The following is a 17,606-nucleotide window of genomic DNA, read 5'->3' as shown; positions in this document are numbered from 1 at the left end:
CCGCTAGGGCGCGTCGTGCAACAGCTGCTGCTCAAGCCACTGTTTCAGCTCGGGTGAAGCCGCTTTCAGGCTGTTCGAGCCGCGGGTGATGGTGGCGATCCCCGCGCCCAGTTCATTTTTCAGCTCGCGCTGGCTCATCTCGCCGCGCATCAGTTCCTGAATGATCCGCACCCGGGTGCCCAGCGCGGTGCGCTCGTCCGGCGTCAGCATCAGCTGCAGCAGCGGTTGATGCAGCTCTTGCGCAAACGAATTCTGCAGCAGCGCGACGAAGCGCAGCCAATCCTCATTGCCTTGTTCTGAAAGAGCGGGGTCGTTTAACGATAATTGCGTCATGGCAGCCACCATACTATTTAACTAGTACAGCAGCATACCATAGGGCCGTCAAAATCAATAACGTCTCTGCCACTCGGCGTCGGTCAACACCTTGGCCGGCCGGTGCGTCAGATAACGGTAAAACGCATCGTAGGCAAGCACATTCTTGACGTAGCCGCGGGTTTCCGAGAACGGAATGCTTTCGATGAACGCCACCGGGTCGATACGCCCCGCGCTGTTGCCCAGCCAGGTGTTCACCCGTGACGGGCCGGCGTTATAGGCGGCGCTCGACAGGATCCGGTTGCGGCCGAACTGCTGATAGACCGACTCCAGATAGCTGGTGCCGATGGTGATGTTGGTCTGCGGATCGAACAGCTGGCTCGGGCCGACGTAGCCGGGAATATTGAACATCTGCACCGTATGCTGCGCGGTGCGCGGCATCACCTGCATCAGGCCGGAAGCGCCAACCGGCGACTGCGCCTTCGGATTCCAGGCGCTCTCCTGGCGCGCTATCGCCATCGCGTAGCTGGTGGTGATCCCCTTGTCATCGGTGGCGCGGCGGAACTCCTGCGGCCAGGCGACCGGGAAGCGCTCCTCCAGATGATCCCACAGCTTGCCGACGATGGTCGCCTGCACGCTCAGATCGGCCCATTTTTGCTCAAAGGCGTAGCGCGCCAGCGCCTCTTGTTCCGGTCGGCTGCGGCTGGCGACGTAGGAGCCCCACTCGCTGCGGGCCAGGTTGTCCATGTTCCAGTACATCAGCTCGCGCACCCGGGCAACCTCCGGCCCGTCGACCAGCGACGCGCGCGGCTTGGCCGCCACCGCCACCATCACCGGATAAGTGGCGTTCAGCTTCTGCGCCGCCGCCATCGGATAGAAGCCGCGTTCGGTCATCAGGTTACGCAATATCTCCTCGCCTTCGGCGCGTTTGCCTTCGTCCATCAACTGACTGGCGCGCCAGTAGCGCCACTCATCCTTGTTGCGCGACGCCTCCGGCAGGCGGGCCAGCCAGGTCGCCACGCCCTGCCGATCGCCGTTGCCCAACGCCATGCGCACCCGGCGCTCCAGCAGCGAAGGCGAACGGCTACGCAGAATCACCCGATCGCGCCACTGCGCCTGTTCATAGGTGGCATCGCTGCCCATCAGGCGCCAGGCCACCGCCTCTTCCAGCCCCAGCCGCTCGTCGTCGCTCATTTTCTGCAGCCGCGCGAGCGTCGGGATCATCGCCCGCGCGTTTTCCACATCCTGCCGCGCCAGGCGCTCAAAGGCGATGCCGGTGGCGGCGCGGGTAAAGTCGGTCGGCCCCACGCTGCGGGCGAAGGCTTCCACGGTGGTCGGATCGTTTTGCAAGCGCACCAGGGCGTTGCCCATGGTCTGGTAGTCGGCCGGCAGCTGGCTGTAGAGGTTGCTGACCAGCGAACTGTTGCCCTCCTTCAACGCCAGCTTCATGCGCGCCAGAATATCCAGCGGCGTCTGCTTGCCTGCGCCGCGCCAGACGCTGAACAGCCGATCGCAGGCGCCCGGCAGCGTTTTGCCGTTCAGCCACAGTTCGTCGGCGCCGCTCCAGGCCGCCTGCTGATCGCCGGTGGCCCACTTGGCGTAGTAATAATTGCAGCGCGCCGCCACCGGTTTGGGCGGCTGCGGGCTGAAGGCCAACAGGGTGCGCCAGTCTTCGCGCCGCGCCAGCTCATTGACGAAGCGCGGGGCCAGTGATTTCGCCGGCGGCAGCGTCGGGTTGCGTTTGATAAAGTCGTTCACCTCGGAGAACCCCGCCTGGCTCAGATCCTGTGTCAGCTCGCGGTATTCCAGGTAAGGATAAAGCGGATAATCGCGCAGCGTCGGCATCAGCTGCGCCACCACGCCCATCTGATTGCCGTCCCATGCCTGTTTGATCTGCTGGTAGCGCTGACGTTGCGCATCCAGAGAATCCGCCAGCGCCGCGCCTGAAAACGCCGTCAGGCACAGGCCCATTGCCAACAGCCGTCGCTTGTCCACCTTGACCATCCTCGCTCTTTCCTCACTGGTTGGACCGCAGGAGCCGCCCAGCTCCCCGGTGACCGCCGCACCACGACGCAGCGGGACAAAATAAAGCCGGGCGCACGGCCCGGACGCAGATATCTACCATAGACAGCGCAATCGCTTATCCATTCAATACTGTAGAAGAAGAAGTGTATCGCCATGACGGGAGCCAGGTAAAAAACGTTTACTTTGGCTGACAAATCAGGCCGACGGGATAGGGATATTTCCAGCCACCGGATTTTTATTAGCCGCCCCGGCATTTATAAGAGAAGTAAAATAATTTTTAATTATTAGCTATGACATTATTGCACTTGCGAGATGACGCCGCCGTTGCGCAAATCGCCTGACAGCTGGCCAAACGCGCCAACTTTGCAGAAAAGCGGTGGCAAACCTGGGTAGGCATTTTTATACTATCAAAAATAAGTAGGATAATTCCGAGAAAACAGCACATAAAGCGCCCAACGAAGACATCTTATAATACAATCCGCGCCAATTATGGGTGAGATAGTGTTCATTAGGCAGTGCGACTGACAGCTTTCAGCAAAACGATTGTCCCTTCAAGCGGGCCGAACTTTTCCTTGTCAGGCCACGGCCTGCGGGCGGTGGATCAGACCGGAATGGCGGGTGAAGATGGCGAGTAAGACCGCGATAGCGATGCGTTGCGCAAAAAGCCCCGTGCCGGGCTTCCTTGACGCACGTCTGAATATCGGTCGCCTGCTGCTGATCGTGTTGTTGGTGCTGCTGACGTTGTCCGGGCCTGCGCGCGCCGCCGATGATCCCTATCAAAAACGCACGCACGCCGTGACGACCGTGGTGGTAGGCATCATCAGCTACGCCCGCTGGTCGCGTGAACCCAATCCGATCCGCTTGTGCGTGACCGCCCCCACCCAGTATGCCGAAGGGCTGTTCGATCCGATCCTGCTGAGCGCCCCGCGTCCGATTAAAGCCGAGCGTGTGCCGTTCGACAGCCCAACGCTGAGTACCGGCTGCGATGTCATCTACTTAGGGAACATCACCGCCGCGCAGAGACAAAATTTCATGCAGCGCATTTCCGGCAACTCCATTCTCAGCATCAGCGAGAACGATAGCGAATGCTCCGCCGGCAGCGCATTTTGCCTGCAGATCGATGGGGATCAGGCCAGTTTCAAGGTCAACCTGGACGCTCTGGCGCGCAGCGGCGTGCGCGTTCACCCCAACGTGCTGCAGCTGGCACGCAAACAGGCGCCGCCGCTATGAGGCTGTTGCACAGAAACCGCGCCGGCAATGCGCGCCCGACGCTGGGCCGAGTGCTGCAGCGGGTGCATCTTGGGCTGGCGCTGATCGCCGTCGGCACCGCCGGCATCTTTTTGACGCTGGTGGCGCTGTTTGCGCTGCGCGCCTATGCCGACCACAACCTGCACCTGATCGCGCGCTCCATCAGCTATACCGTCGAGGCCGCCGTGGTGTTTGAAGACGGCGTCGCCGCGCGTGAGGCGCTGATGCTGATCGCCTCCAACGAAGAGATCCTGGAGGCACGCATTCTGGATAATAAAGGCAAGATGCTGGCCAGCTGGCGCCATCCCTCCGACAGCCCGCTGCACGGTCTGGAGCAGATGGTTGCGCACTGGGCGCTGCCCGAGCCGGTCATCCTGCCTATTTCTCACGGGGGCAAACAGGTTGGCCAGGTCTGGTTGAGCGGCAACGGCGGCAGCCTGTTGCGTTTCCTGTTGCGCGGCCTGGTCGGCATGATCGCCTGCATGGTGCTCAGCACCCTGTGCGCTCTGGTGTTGTCGCGCCGTATGCTGGTCGGCATCGTCAGTTCGCTGGACGACATCGCCAACGTGGCGCACGCGGTGCGCCGCGATCGCACCTTCGGCCTGCGGGTGCCGTCGGCGCCGATCGCCGAGCTGCATGAGCTCAGCAACGATTTCAACGGCTTGCTCGACGAGCTGGAGGCCTGGCAGGCCCATCTGAAGCAGGAGAACGACTCGCTGGCTCACCGGGCGACGCACGACAGCCTGACCGGCTTGCCGAACCGCGCCTTCTTCGAAGGGCGGCTGAGCCGGGCGCTGGGCGATATCGAACCGCCGGCGAAATTGGCGGTGCTGTTTATCGACGGCGATCGCTTCAAGGAGGTGAACGACAGTTACGGCCACGCCGCAGGCGATGCGGTGCTGACCACCATTGCCGGGCGCATTCGCGCGCAGCTGCGCGAGACCGATCTGGTCGCGCGTCTGGGCGGGGATGAATTCGCCGTGCTGCTGGCGCCGGTACACGGCACGGAAGATGTCCTGCAGATCGCTGACAACATCATCGACTGCATGACGCAACCGGTCATTTTGCCGAACGACGAGGCGGTCATTACCTCTCTGAGTATCGGTATTGCGCTGTACCCTGATCACGCGTCGACGCCTCAGGGTCTTTTGCACGAAGCTGACGATGCGATGTATCAGGCAAAGCATCGTTATAACGGAGGCTGGCGGCTGGCTATACATAAATAAGAGCCCCGGCTATAACACTTGAACTAGGGATTTTGACTATGATACAGCAACTGTTTAAAGGTCGTTTTTCACTGCTGACGATGGTGTTCGTCGCCCTGCTGGCGCTCGCCGGCTGCCAGAGCAAACCGCAGGGCCTGACGCCCGAGCAGATCGCGCTGCTGCAATCGCAGGGCTTCAAGCTGACCGATAACGGCTGGGAGTTCGGCCTGTCGGATAAAGTGCTGTTCGGCAATAACATCGGCAAGCTGAACCCGGAAAGCACCGAGACGGTGCAGAAGATGGGCCGTGCGCTGCTGAGCGTCGGCATCACCAAGTTCCGCCTGGACGGCCATACCGACAACTACGGTGAAGACAGCTATAACGACCAGCTCTCCCTGCGCCGCGCCGATGCGGTGGCCGATCTGCTGGCCAGCGTCGGCATTCCGCGCGCCAATATCGAAACCCGCGGCATGGGCAAGCGCGATCCCGTTGCCGATAACCGCACCTCCAGCGGCCGCGCGGAAAACCGCCGCGTCGCGATCGTCGTCACGCCATAAGCCACCAATATGCGCCTTTATCGGCGCATAAACGGTTATACTTAGCGATCGCTGAGCGATGTCTGGGATCCGAGATCGAAACGGGCTACACTCATGCCGCCAGACATCCTATAAATACTGATATAGAGAGGCTTAGAGCAACGTGGCTCAATACGTCTATACCATGCACCGCGTCGGCAAGGTGGTACCGCCGAAGCGTCATATTTTGAAAAACATCTCCCTGAGCTTCTTCCCCGGGGCCAAAATCGGCGTACTGGGCCTGAACGGCGCCGGTAAGTCCACCCTGCTGCGCATCATGGCCGGCATCGATACCGATATCGAAGGGGAAGCGCGCCCGCAGCCGGGCATCAAGATCGGTTACCTGCCGCAGGAGCCGCAGCTTAACCTCGAACACACCGTGCGTGAGTCGGTGGAAGAAGCGCTGGCGGAAGTGGTCGGCGCGCTGAAACGCCTGGACGAAGTGTACGCGCTGTACGCCGAAGAAGGCGCAGACTTCGACAAGCTGGCCGCCGAACAGGGCCGCCTGGAAGAGATCATTCAGGCGCACGACGGTCACAACCTCAACGCCCAGCTGGAACGCGCCGCCGACGCGCTGCGCCTGCCGGACTGGGACGCCAAAATCGCCCACCTGTCCGGGGGTGAACGCCGCCGCGTCGCGCTGTGCCGCCTGCTGCTGGAAAAACCGGACATGCTGCTGCTGGACGAACCGACCAACCACCTGGACGCCGAGTCCGTGGCCTGGCTGGAACGCTTCCTGCACGACTTCGAAGGCACCGTGGTGGCGATTACCCACGACCGTTACTTCCTGGATAACGTGGCCGGCTGGATCCTCGAACTGGACCGCGGCGAGGGCATCCCGTGGGAAGGCAACTACTCTTCCTGGCTGGAGCAGAAAGACGCGCGTCTGGCGCAGGAAGCGTCCGCCGAAGCCGCTCGCCGCAAGTCGATCGAGAAAGAGCTGGAGTGGGTGCGTCAGGGCGCCAAAGGCCGTCAGTCCAAAGGCAAGGCCCGTTTGGCCCGCTTCGAAGAGCTGAACAACACCGAATACCAGAAACGTAACGAAACCAACGAACTGTTCATTCCACCTGGCGCACGCCTGGGCGACAAAGTGGTCGAAGTCAGCAACCTGCGCAAGTCCTACGGCGACCGCCTGCTGATCGACGACCTGTCGTTCTCGGTGCCGAAAGGGGCAATCGTCGGCATCATCGGCCCGAACGGCGCGGGTAAATCCACGCTGTTCCGCATGATGTCCGGCCAGGAACAGCCGGATTCCGGCAGCATCGTGCTGGGCGACACCGTCAAGCTGGCGTCCGTCGATCAGTTCCGCGACAGCATGGACGGTTCGAAAACCGTGTGGGAAGAAGTCTCCGGCGGGCAGGACATCATGCGCATCGGCAACACCGAGATGCCGAGCCGCGCCTATGTCGGCCGCTTCAACTTCAAGGGCGTCGATCAGGGCAAACGCGTGGGCGAGCTGTCCGGCGGTGAGCGTGGCCGTCTGCACCTGGCCAAGCTGCTGCAGGTTGGCGGCAACGTGCTGCTGCTCGATGAACCGACCAACGACCTGGATATCGAAACCCTCCGCGCGCTGGAAAACGCCCTGCTGGAATTCCCTGGCTGCGCCATGGTGATCTCGCACGACCGTTGGTTCCTCGACCGTATCGCCACCCACATCCTGGACTACCAGGATGAAGGCAAGGTGGAATTCTTCGAAGGCAACTTCACCGAGTACGAAGAGTACAAGAAGCGTACGCTGGGCGCCGACGCGCTCGAGCCGCACCGCATCAAGTACAAGAAGATCGCCAAGTAATACCCCAGGCGCCGCATGCGGCGCCTTTTTTACGCCTGCGCCCGGCGATAGTCGCGCGGTGAGCACGCCATCACGCGTTTGAACGCGTGGCTGAAAGCGCTGTCGGAATCGTACCCCAAACGCTGCGCGATAGCGGAGATCGGTTCGCCGCCGGTACGCAGCGCCCGCGCCGCCAGCAGCATGCGCCAGCGCGACACGTACTCGAGCGGCGCCATGCCGGCTTTCTGCTTGAAGCGCAGCGCCAACGTCGAACGGGAAACGCTCGCCGCGTCGGCCAACGCCGCCACCGTCCAGCGCCGGGCCGGATCGGCATGTACCGCCTGCATCGCGGCGCCGATGCGCGGATCGAACAAAGCGGGTAGCCAGCCGGACGCCGCACTCTCCTCCCCCATCAGGTAAATCCGCAGCGCCTGGGTCAACATGATTTGCCCCAGATGATGCGCCATCAACGTACTGCCCGGCGAAGGCCTCACCAGCTCATCCGCCAGCCGCTGCAGCGCCCATTGCAGCACGGCCGCCTCTTCCGTGCCCCCGCGGATCACCATCAACGCGGGCAGGCTGCCGAACAGCCGCTCCACCTCCTCGCCAAAGCTAAAACGGCCGCCGATAAACAGGCACGTTTCCCCCTCGCCGCAGCGCGCCACGCCGTTTTGCGCCTGCAGATAAAGCGCTTCGGCGTCGAGCGCCGGAAGAGACAAGTCGCTGCCGACGGTCAGCGGCAGGCTGCGAGTCAGCAGTAAACAGTCGCCGGCCGCCAGCCACAGCGGTTCTGCCAGCCCTTCCGCCGCCAACCAACAGCCGCCGCGCACCACCGCGTTGAACTTCCCGCCTTGCGGAGCGGGAAAATGAACGGCCCAGTCGCCGCCGGCCTTCAGGCCGCCGAAAAACGCATTCTGGCTGTTCAGTGGCGCCAGCACTTCCGATAAAGGATCCATATCCTCTCCCCATAAAGATCTTGCAAGAGCATAACCCGCGCGATGCGCTGGTCGAAGGCTTTAGGACGATGGCGACAGAAATTAGGTTTTTGTTGCATTCATCCGCCGGATAGCGCCGATTTACACTCCCTGTGTCACAGCCAACCACAGCGAGGAATCCCCAATGAACAAACAAACGCCCATCGGCTCTGGCTTCAACGCCACCACCACCGCCGCCGACGTGCTCAAAGATCGTCAACTGGCCGGCATGACGGCGCTGGTCACCGGCGGCCATTCCGGCCTGGGGTTGGAAACGACTCGCGCATTGACGCAGGCGGGAGCACAGGTGATTGTCGCCGCCCGCGATCCCGTCATCGCCCGCACTCGTCTGGCCCTCGCCGGTATCAGCAACGTCGACATTTATGAGCTTGATTTGGCCGATCTGAACAACATCAGAGAGTTCACGCAACATCTTCTGGCGACCGGCGTCCACCTCGATATGGTGATCTGCGGCGCCGGCATCATGGCCTGTCCTGAAACCCGCATCGGCCCAGGCTGGGAGGCACAATTCGCGATCAACCACCTGGGGCATTACGCGCTGGTGAACCACCTCTGGCCGGCTTTGGCGGGCGGCGCCCGCGTTGTCGTCATCTCCTCTTCCGGCCACCATGCCAGCGCCATACGCTGGAATGACGTGCAGTTTCACAGCGGCTATGACAAGTGGCGGGCCTACGGCCAGTCGAAAACCGCTAATGCGTTATTCGCCGTGCACCTCGACAAACGAGGACGAGCCGCCGGTGTACGCGCCTTCACGCTGCATCCCGGCATGATCCCCACGCCACTGCAGCGTTACCTCTCGCAGGAAGAGATGCTCGCATTGGACTGGATCGACGCCGACGGCAAACCCGCCCACCCGGAAATGCTGAAAACGCCGCAACAGGGTGCGGCAACCCAGGTGTGGGCGGCGACATCGCCTCAACTCAATGGCCTTGGCGGATTGTATTGCGAAGACTGCGATATCGCCCGGCGCAACGATGACGAGGGCCTTTCCTTCAGCGGCGTAAAAAGCTACGCCGTCGATCCTGAACAGGCCCAACGCCTGTGGGAATTGTCGGCGCAACTCACCGGCATCGACATCTTCGGCAAGATTTAAACAGGAGCCCCTATGCAGAATCGCCAAATCATCCTCGGCAAACTCCCACAGGGAAAGCTGACCGTCGATTGTTTTCAGACTCGCGAGACCCCGATGCCGATCCCCGGCCCCGGAGAGGTTCTGTTGCGCACGCTTTACGTGCCTTTGGATGCGGCCAGCAGAGCCTGGATGCAGGGCGTCACCTATCGTTCCGGATTGCAGCCAGGAGACATCATGGCCGCGACGACGCTGGCCGAAGTCGTCACGTCGCGCTCTCCCCTGCTGGCCGCCGGCGATATCGTGTTGGCGGAAACCGGCTGGCAAACCTTCACGGCCCTGCCGGCGGCTGAGGCGCTCAAACAGCCGGACATCGTTCCGCATACGCACTTGCTCAGCGTTTACGGCGTGCCCGGACTCACCGCTTACTTCGGCCTGCTGGAATGCGGACGCCCCAAGGCCGGTGAAACCGTCGTCATTTCCGCCGCCGCAGGGGCGGTAGGCATGTTCGCCGGACAAATCGCCCGGCTCCACGGCTGCCGCACGGTGGGCATTGCCGGCGGCGCCGCCAAAACGGCTCTGCTGACGGACAGGCTGGGTTTCGACGCGGCGATAGATTATAAGGCGGGGAATCTGCATGACGGCCTGCGCCGCTCGTGCCCCAACGGCATTGACGTGCTGTTCGACAACGTCGGCGGCGATATTTTGGCGGCCTGCCTGCCGCACATGGCGAAACAGGGGCGCATTGTTTGCTGCGGCGCGGTGTCGCAGTACGATACGGCCTCCCCACCGGCCGCGCCGGCCGGGATCCCCGGTTTGCTGATCGTCAACAGCTTGACGATGCGGGGGTTCCTGTTGGCCGACTTCCTTCACCGACAAGAACAGGCGCTGACGGCGCTCACGGCCTGGGTCGCGGAGGAGAAATTAGCGGTCATCGAAGATCTGATCGCCGGTTTTGAGCTGCTGCCCGCGGCCTTGGTTGGCCTGCTGGCGGGGAAGAACACAGGAAAACGCATCGTGCAAGTGACGTAATATCTTGTTTAACCCAGGAGCGGCCTGGGCTTCCTTGGTTCTTATTCCCGCGGCAGCTCGCGGGCGTAGTCGTCGAACGCCGGATGCTGCAGCACCACATCGATGAAGCAGGCCAGCGCCGGGGAATTCAGTTTGCGGCTCGGGTAAACCAGATACAGCTCGTTGCCCTCCGCGCGCCACGCCGGCAAGACTTCCACCAACAGCTTCTGCGCCACCACCTCGCGGCTGAGAAACGCCGGCAACAGCGTGATCCCCGCGCCGGCGATAGCGCATTCACGCGCATACAGCAGGTTGTCGGTGGTGTGCGCCAGCGGCAGCTGCCAACGGTAGTAGTCGTCGCCGCAGCGCAGGTTCCAGGCCGTCCAGGCGCGGTGGGCAATGCAGCGATGCTGTTGCAGTTGTTGCGGGTGTTCGATCGGCGGATGCTGCGCCAGATAGGACGGCGCCGCCAACAGATAGCGCGGCGCATACCCGAGACGGCGACCGATCAGCGAAGAATCCTGCGGCTTGCCGGTGCGCAGCGCGGCGTCGAAGCCTTCCTGCACCAGATCCACCATGGCGTCGGACACCGACACCTCCAGCGAAACGTCCGGGTATTGGCGCTGAAAATCCGCCGCCAGCCGCGCCACCAGGGTCGCCCCCAGCCCGGCGGGCGTTGAAATGCGCAGGCGGCCGCTCGGGTTATCGCGCAGCCGCTGCAACGCCAGATCGGCGCGTTCCGCGGCGGACATCATCGCCTGACAATGTTCCAGATAGCGCTCACCGGCGAAGGTCAGGTTCAGCTGGCGCGTGGTGCGATTGAGCAAGCGCAGCCCCAGCGTCTGTTCGAGCTGGCTGATGCGCTGGCTGACGCTGGACTTCGGCAACCCGACGCGCTGCGCGGCGACGGTGAAGCTGCCGCACTCCGCCACCAGCGCGAACAGCGCCATGTCCTGCAGCTGTTTGAATTCCATTGTTCACCTTAAACGAACACTCCGTTAGATATTGTCCATCTTATCACCCCACTGCCGCGGGTCTACACTGGGGGCATCATTTAAAAGGAGCACAATCATGTCGATAAAAGCCATTGCCGTAGACCCGCAGAACCCCGCCGGTTTCATCGAAATCTCACCGGAAATGCCGGTTCCAGGCCAGTACGATCTGCTGGTGGCAGTGAAAGCGGCGTCGGTCAACCCGGTGGACACCAAAGTGCACACCGGTCTGCAAAAGAGCGGCCTGCAGCAGCCGCGCATCCTCGGCTGGGACGCCAGCGGCGTGGTGGTAGACGTGGGCAGCGGCGTCAGCGGCTTCAAGCCCGGCGATGAAGTGTGGTACGCCGGCGACATCACCCGCCCCGGCAGCAACAGCAGCCACCAGCTGATCGACTCACGCATCGCCGCGCACAAGCCGCGCAGCCTGAACTGGGCCGAGTCCGCCGCCCTGCCGCTCACCGCCCTCACCGCCTGGGAAGCGCTGTTCGAACACCTGAACATTCAGGACGCGCCGGAGCACAAGACGCTGCTGATCATCGGCGGCGCCGGCGGCGTCGGCTCGCTGGCCATTCCGCTGGCCGCGCTGCGCAGCAAGGTGAAAGTGATCGCCACCGCCTCAAGGCCGGAATCCGCCGCCTGGTGCCGTGAGCGCGGCGCCGATCTGGTGGTGGACTACCGCGATCTGAAGGGCGAGCTGGCGCAGTACGGCATCGAGCAGGTGGATTACATCCTGTGCCTGAACGATACCGACGGCCACTGGCCGGCGATGGCCGAGCTGGTCGCGCCGCTGGGCCATATCTGCACCATCGTCGAGAACGCGCAGCCGTTGGATCAAAACGCGCTGAAGCTGAAGAGCGCCGCGCTGCACTGGGAATTCATGTTCACCCGCAGCATGTTCACCACCCCGGACATCGCGCAGCAGGGCCAGATCCTCCAACAGGTGGCGCAGCTGCTGGACGAGGGCAAGCTGAGCACCACGCTGAGCGAAACTCTGCACGGGCTGTCGGTAGAAACGCTGACCGCCGCGCATCAACGGCTGCTCGGCGGCCATATGCAAGGCAAGCTGGTTATCGCTTACTAAGCCTGAATCGCGGCGGCGTTTTGCGCCGCCGTTACTGCGGACGAACGAAGCCAACGCACAGCGCTTGCTCGTCGGCATGCGGATCGGCGCGGAACGTCAGCGTCTGCTGCCAATCGAGGCGCATCTTCGGCCAGTGGGCCAGCTCGCCGCCGAAGTCGCTGTGCGCGCAGTCTTCACCCAACCGCCCGAACAGGGCGACACCGTGCTGCGCAATCTGCGGATAGCTGATGTTGACGTTGTAGATATTCGGGCGCGTATGATTGGACCAGCGCGTAATGGTCTGCGGCCGGGAGCCGGCGTACACCGTCATCCACTGCGACAGGTATTCGCCGCCGACGTAGCGCAGGCTGACGCCATACCGCTCCTGCCACAGCCGCTCCACTCCGACGCTGAACGCCTTGATACCCACCATTTTCTGGCCGGCGTTGCGCACGTTGCCCAGCATCACCGCGGCATACCCCAGATAGACCGCCAGCGCCGCGCACATCAGCCCGATGGTCGCCGCGCGCAGCGAACGCACCGGCGGCTGGCGCACGCAGCCAACCAGCAGCGCGGGCGCCAGCATGAAGAACGGCTGCAGCCACTCGGTCAGCCGGCCGCCGACGTTGAAAGAGAACCAGAAGGTAATGATGCCGAGCGGCAACAGGTAGACCCACAGCAACACCCGCATCGGCAACGCCGCTGGCCAAGCCATCACCGCCCCGCTGCGCCGCAGGATCACCCACAGCGCGAGCGACGGATAGAACACCAGCAGCAGCGACTGCAGCATATCGAGGTTGAGCTGCATCTTGATCTGCGAATCCACCCACTTGAAGGCGGCGAAGTCGTGGTTCCACAGCCAGAACAGGTTCGGCAGCACCAGCGCCAACCAGATCGCCACCGCCAGATAGAACTGCGGCTGGCGATAGCAGCAGCGGATCTGCGGTACGAACAGCGTCGACAGCGCCGCGAAATAGACGAAGGCGAAGGTCGAGTATTTCGCCATCATCGCCAGACCGGCCACCAATGCGAAAGCCGGCCACCAGTTGGCCGAACGCGAGATCGCCAAGTGGAAGAACAGCGCCATCCACGGCCACAGCATCACCAACAGGTAATTGTCGTTGTAGGGAATGATGTCGAAATTGATGATGCCGGACAGGTTGAGCGTCAGCAGCGCCATCCAGGCCAGCGAGGTGCTGCCGCTCAGGCGGCGCGCCAATAGCCAGACGCCCAACATGCCGATGGCGATGGCGATGAAGTGCCCGCCATACCAGTACAGGTTCAGCGGCAGCCACGGGAGCCAGATCGCCGGCTGCATCGCCGCACCGACCAGCCAAGGATTTTTCGGTGAGCCCCACTCGGCGTTGAGGCCCCAGTTGAGCGCCTCGACGGCGTCGTAAGGCAGGGTGGGATCGAGATGAACGGTCAGCAGCGTCCAGGCTGCGGCATAGCAGATCAACCAGAGAGCGAGTAAGCGATAAGACATGTCTTCTTCTGAGCGTTATTGTAAAGAAAATCTTAACCTAGTCGCTACCGAATGAACCATGTTTAAACAAGCCGTTAAATGTGCGCCACAGAGGCGTTTCTGCCGCCGCGACCGCACATTCCGCTAATTTTCTCAGCCTGCGGCGTGGCGATGGGCGGGCGCATTCGCCAACCGGCCGGCGTCCGCCGCCAGCAGCTGCTGCACCAGCTCGACGCAGCGCAGGAAACGCTCTTCGTAATCGCTGGACTCGACGTGCACATACTCGATGTTGTTGGCGCACAACATTTCCTCCAGCAAATGCTGGAACGCCAGGCGATCGGCGGCGCTGCCAAGGCTGCGCAGGCCGTCCGCCACCCACGGCGTGTTGTTTTCCAACAGGATCACCAGATCGAAACGGTATTCGTCGATCAGCGCCTGCACGAAGGGGTGTTCACGCCCCTCATACTTTTTGCAAAACGCCTGGGTGGTAACGAAATCGGTATCGATAAACGCCACCTTGTTGGCGTACTTGACCGCGAAATCCACGTATTGCGCCTGCCCGAGAGCGATTTTGTCGTAGTCGGAGTACTGCAGCGCCATCTCGTCGCCACCCAGGTGCGAAAACACGTAATCGCGGCCATATTCCCAGGCGCTGGTGGTGTTGAAGATGTTGGCCAGCTTGTTGACCAGCGTCGACTTGCCGCTCGACTCGCCGCCGAGGATCGCCACGGTGCGCACGAAGAACGGCTTCACCTCGGTCGGGATGTAGTCCCAATAGCGGAACGGATCCTGGCGGATCTGATTGCCGCTGATGTTCATGAACGAACGCTCGGGATCGACCAAGATGGTTTCGATGCCCAGATGCTCGCGGTAGCGCGGCGCATCCTGCGCTTCGCTGGAATAGATGAAGCTCGGCACGATACCCTTCTGTTCCATAAAGGCCTTCATGCCGTCGCTCCACACGTTCCAGCCGTGCGGATAGGGTTCGATGCCCTGCTCGTCGAACGAGTGGATATGGATGTTTTTCTGGTACTTGAAGGTCTGCAGCAGCCAGCGCAGGCGATCGCTGACCGTTGGCTGTTGCGACATCGAACTGTTCTCGAACAGCTCGCGGTCGCGCGGTTCATCGTGGCACAAGATAACGTGAAGTTCGTCCACCTGGCTGCAGGCGCGCTGGATCAGATAGATGTGGCCGGTGTGCAGCGGGTAAAATTTACCAAACACCACGCCGACTTTGACCTCTTTACGCGGGAACTCCAGCCCGAGAAAACGGTGCAGCGCCTCGAGCTTTTGCGCGCTCGGGCTTTTGATTTTGTCGTTCAACAGCTGGCTCAGATAGCCCTTGGTCATGCCGCTGGCATCCGCCACCTGCTGCAAAGTACAGCCCTTTTGCTTAATGGACGTCTTCAGGTAATCAAATTGCGGCATGGCCACCTCCGTTTAGTATGCTAAACAAAATAGCATATCTTACTCGCCGTCGGCGACATTAATAAAACTCTTCCAGCACGTCGAGCGCGTCCGCCAGCTTCTTGACCCCAAACACCTGCATGTTGGCCGGCGGCTTCTTCGGCATGTTGCCGTGCGGCACGATGGCGCGCTTGAAACCGTGCTTGGCCGCTTCGGAGATGCGCTCCTGGCCGCTCGGCACCGGACGGATTTCTCCCGCCAGCCCCACTTCGCCGAACACCACCAGATCGTTCGGCAGCGGCCGATCGCGCAGGCTCGACACCAGCGACATCAGCAGCGCCAGATCGGCGCTGGTCTCGCTGACCTTCACCCCGCCGACCACGTTGACGAACACGTCCTGATCCGACATCTGCAGCCCGCCGTGCCGGTGCAGCACCGCCAGCAGGATCGCCAACCGGTTCTGCTCCAGGCCCACCGCCACGCGGCGCGGGTTGGACATCATCGAGTGATCCACCAGCGCCTGGATCTCCACCAGCAGCGGCCGGGTGCCTTCCCACACCACCATCACCGAACTGCCGGAAGTGACTTCATCGCCGCGGCTGAGGAAGATCGCCGAAGGGTTGCTGACTTCGCGCAGCCCCTGTTCGGTCATGGCGAACACCCCCAGCTCGTTGACCGCGCCGAAGCGGTTCTTGTGGCTGCGCAGGGTGCGGAAGCGGGAATCGGCGTCGCCGTCCAGCAGCACCGAACAGTCGATGCAGTGTTCCAGCACTTTCGGCCCGGCCAGCGAGCCGTCTTTGGTGACGTGGCCGACCATGACGATCGCCACGCCGCGCGTCTTGGCGAAGCGCGTCAGATAGGCGGCGGTTTCCCGCACCTGCGCCACGCTGCCCGGCGAAGACTGAATGTCCGCCATGTGCATCACCTGGATCGAGTCGATCACCATCAGCTTCGGCTGTTCCTGCTCGGCGATCAGGCAGATCTGCTCGATGCTGGTTTCCGACAGCATGTTCAGGCCGCCGGTCGGCAGCCCCAGCCGATGAGCGTGCATCGCCACCTGCTGCAGCGACTCCTCGCCGGTGACGTACAGGGTTTTCATCTGCTCGGACAGTTTGCACAGCACCTGCAGCAACAGGGTGCTCTTGCCGGCGCCGGGGTTGCCGCCGATCAGAATGGCGCTGCCGGGCACCACGCCGCCGCCCAGCACGCGATCGAACTCGAGAAAGCCGGTGGTGAAGCGCGGCAGCGCCTCGAGGCTGATTTCCGACAGCTTCTGCACCTTGCTGACGCCGGCGTCGCCGGCATAGCCGCTGAGGCGATCGTTGCGCGCCGCTGCGGGCGACGCGGCCAAACGCACTTCCGTGATGGTGTTCCAGGCATGGCAGGCGCTGCACTGCCCCTGCCAACGCGGATAGTCCGCCCCGCACTCATTGCACACAAATGCCCGTTTTGCCGCTTTTGCCACGTCTTACCTCAATCTTTCGTTATCGCACTTCGTGTTTCAGGCTGCCGGTGAGAATGCACAGCACGCCCATCAGATCCGCATGCCGGATCGCCACCTGCGCTTTTTCATACACTTTCGGCTTGGCGTGGTAGGCGATGCCCAACCCCGCCGCCTGCATCATTTTCAAATCGTTGGCGCCGTCGCCGATGGCCACGGTCTGCGCCAGCGGGATCTCCAGCTTCTCCGCCAGCCGCAGCAGCGTATCGGCTTTGAACTGCGCGTCCACCACCGGCCCCAGCACTTCGCCGGTCAGCTTGCCGTCGCGGATCTCCAGCTCATTGGCCGCCGCCGCCACCAGCCGCAGCCGGTTGCGCAGGTATTCGGCGTAGTAGGTGAAGCCGCCGGAGGCGATCGCCACATGCCAGCCCATCGCCTGCAGCTTGCCCACCAGGCTGGTCAGCCCCGGCATCAGCGGCAGCTCGTCGCGCACCTGCTTGAGGATGTTGGCGTCGGCTCCTTTCAGCGTGCAGACGCGCTGGCGCAGGCTGGCGGTAAAGTCCAGCTCGCCGCGCATCGCGCGTTCGGTGACTTCCGCCACCTGTTCGCCGACGCCCGCCAGTTTGGCGATCTCGTCGATGCACTCGATCTCGATCGCCGTCGAATCCATGTCCATCACCAGCAGCCCCGGCGTGCGCAGGTGCGGGATCTTGCCGAGCGGCGCCACGTCCAGCCCGCTCTCCGCCGCCAGCAGCTTGGCGCGCGGCGTCAAGGTGCCTGCCAGGCGCACCACCTGATAGTCGTCCACGCCCCAGGCGGTGACGATCACCATCGCCGCGCCCAGCTTGCGTTGGAATTGTGTAATGCGCGCCTTGTCCAGCTTTCTGCCGTATAACAGCCACCCGGTATTGCCCGCCCGGTAGTCCAGCGGCATCACTTCGTCGCCGCTGAGCGAAAGGGGAAGACCCGGCCATTGAGAGATCTCCGCCGGAAGATCGCAATAGGTCAGACTGTTTGACATCATTGACTC

The 17,606-nt window shown here is 62.6% G+C and carries 15 protein-coding genes; 7 read left to right on the top strand and 8 right to left on the bottom strand.

From position 1 onward, the window contains the following. Positions 1-3: 3 nt before the first annotated feature. Together trpR and sltY are read right to left on the bottom strand one after the other, a co-directional pair. The gene (trpR, locus tag ABTW55_RS08170; protein ID WP_004933017.1) at positions 4-333 is read right to left on the bottom strand and encodes a trp operon repressor; all 330 of its coding nucleotides are present in this window, start codon (positions 331-333) and stop codon (positions 4-6) included. Between the two features lie 54 nt (positions 334-387). After that, positions 388-2,316, bottom strand: a complete 1,929-nt coding sequence (sltY, locus tag ABTW55_RS08165) for a murein transglycosylase (RefSeq protein WP_033637039.1) — start codon at positions 2,314-2,316, stop codon at positions 388-390. A 639-nt stretch (positions 2,317-2,955) separates the two neighbouring features. On the opposite strand from sltY, the gene ABTW55_RS08160 reads away from it, so the two are divergent. The 4 genes from ABTW55_RS08160 to ettA all read left to right on the top strand — a co-directional run bounded on the left by ABTW55_RS08160 (position 2,956) and on the right by ettA (position 7,157). After that, a complete protein-coding gene (locus ABTW55_RS08160) occupies positions 2,956-3,567 on the top strand; it encodes a YfiR family protein (protein ID WP_373681958.1) in 612 nt (203 codons plus the stop codon). Beyond that, a complete protein-coding gene (locus ABTW55_RS08155; protein WP_033637037.1) occupies positions 3,564-4,811 on the top strand; it encodes a diguanylate cyclase domain-containing protein in 1,248 nt (415 codons plus the stop codon). The genes ABTW55_RS08160 and ABTW55_RS08155 overlap by 4 nt, the downstream gene beginning before the upstream one ends. A 38-nt stretch (positions 4,812-4,849) precedes the next feature. After that, the gene (locus ABTW55_RS08150) at positions 4,850-5,347 is read left to right on the top strand and encodes an OmpA family protein (RefSeq protein ID WP_033649136.1); all 498 of its coding nucleotides are present in this window, start codon (positions 4,850-4,852) and stop codon (positions 5,345-5,347) included. Positions 5,348-5,489: 142 nt separating this feature from the next. Beyond that, on the top strand, positions 5,490-7,157 hold the full coding sequence (gene ettA / locus ABTW55_RS08145) for an energy-dependent translational throttle protein EttA (RefSeq protein WP_025159620.1): 1,668 nt from the start codon (positions 5,490-5,492) through the stop codon (positions 7,155-7,157). Positions 7,158-7,186: 29 nt separating this feature from the next. Here the strand turns inward: ettA and ABTW55_RS08140 are convergent, their stop codons facing one another. Beyond that, a complete protein-coding gene (locus ABTW55_RS08140) occupies positions 7,187-8,092 on the bottom strand; it encodes an AraC family transcriptional regulator (protein WP_060422505.1) in 906 nt (301 codons plus the stop codon). 163 nt (positions 8,093-8,255) lie between these two features. Between ABTW55_RS08140 and ABTW55_RS08135 the strand changes: the two genes are divergently transcribed. Both ABTW55_RS08135 and ABTW55_RS08130 read left to right on the top strand, forming a co-directional pair. After that, positions 8,256-9,224, top strand: a complete 969-nt coding sequence (locus tag ABTW55_RS08135; protein WP_060422508.1) for an SDR family NAD(P)-dependent oxidoreductase — start codon at positions 8,256-8,258, stop codon at positions 9,222-9,224. A gap of 12 nt (positions 9,225-9,236) precedes the next feature. Further along, positions 9,237-10,232, top strand: coding sequence for an NADP-dependent oxidoreductase (locus ABTW55_RS08130; RefSeq protein ID WP_060422511.1), 996 nt, complete (start codon positions 9,237-9,239; stop codon positions 10,230-10,232). Positions 10,233-10,273: 41 nt separating this feature from the next. Here the strand turns inward: ABTW55_RS08130 and ABTW55_RS08125 are convergent, their stop codons facing one another. Continuing rightward, positions 10,274-11,185, bottom strand: a complete 912-nt coding sequence (locus ABTW55_RS08125) for a LysR family transcriptional regulator (protein WP_060422514.1) — start codon at positions 11,183-11,185, stop codon at positions 10,274-10,276. 97 nt (positions 11,186-11,282) lie between these two features. Between ABTW55_RS08125 and ABTW55_RS08120 the strand changes: the two genes are divergently transcribed. Beyond that, positions 11,283-12,284, top strand: coding sequence for a zinc-binding alcohol dehydrogenase family protein (locus ABTW55_RS08120; RefSeq protein ID WP_060422517.1), 1,002 nt, complete (start codon positions 11,283-11,285; stop codon positions 12,282-12,284). Positions 12,285-12,315: 31 nt separating this feature from the next. On the opposite strand, the gene ABTW55_RS08115 is transcribed toward ABTW55_RS08120, so the two are convergent. The 4 genes from ABTW55_RS08115 to serB all read right to left on the bottom strand — a co-directional run bounded on the left by ABTW55_RS08115 (position 12,316) and on the right by serB (position 17,597). After that, positions 12,316-13,749: a glycosyltransferase family 39 protein gene (locus ABTW55_RS08115; RefSeq protein WP_060422519.1), complete on the bottom strand. Its 1,434-nt coding sequence runs from the start codon at positions 13,747-13,749 to the stop codon at positions 12,316-12,318. Between the two features lie 132 nt (positions 13,750-13,881). After that, complete coding sequence (gene nadR, locus ABTW55_RS08110; RefSeq protein ID WP_060422523.1) at positions 13,882-15,156, bottom strand: multifunctional transcriptional regulator/nicotinamide-nucleotide adenylyltransferase/ribosylnicotinamide kinase NadR; 1,275 nt, start codon at positions 15,154-15,156, stop codon at positions 13,882-13,884. Between the two features lie 58 nt (positions 15,157-15,214). Continuing rightward, positions 15,215-16,600, bottom strand: coding sequence for a DNA repair protein RadA (gene radA, locus ABTW55_RS08105; RefSeq protein WP_319864503.1), 1,386 nt, complete (start codon positions 16,598-16,600; stop codon positions 15,215-15,217). Positions 16,601-16,619: 19 nt separating this feature from the next. Continuing rightward, positions 16,620-17,597 carry a phosphoserine phosphatase gene (gene serB, locus ABTW55_RS08100; RefSeq protein WP_060422527.1) on the bottom strand — a complete coding sequence of 326 codons (978 nt, stop codon included), beginning with the start codon at positions 17,595-17,597 and terminating at the stop codon, positions 16,620-16,622. Positions 17,598-17,606 lie beyond the last annotated feature (9 nt).

The sequence above is a fragment of the Serratia sp. SM04 genome, assembly GCF_040280225.1.
GTDB classification, from domain to species: Bacteria; Pseudomonadota; Gammaproteobacteria; order Enterobacterales; family Enterobacteriaceae; genus Serratia; species Serratia sarumanii.
Note: the sequence above shows the minus strand (reverse complement) of the source record. Positions and strands in the feature narration are given on the sequence as shown.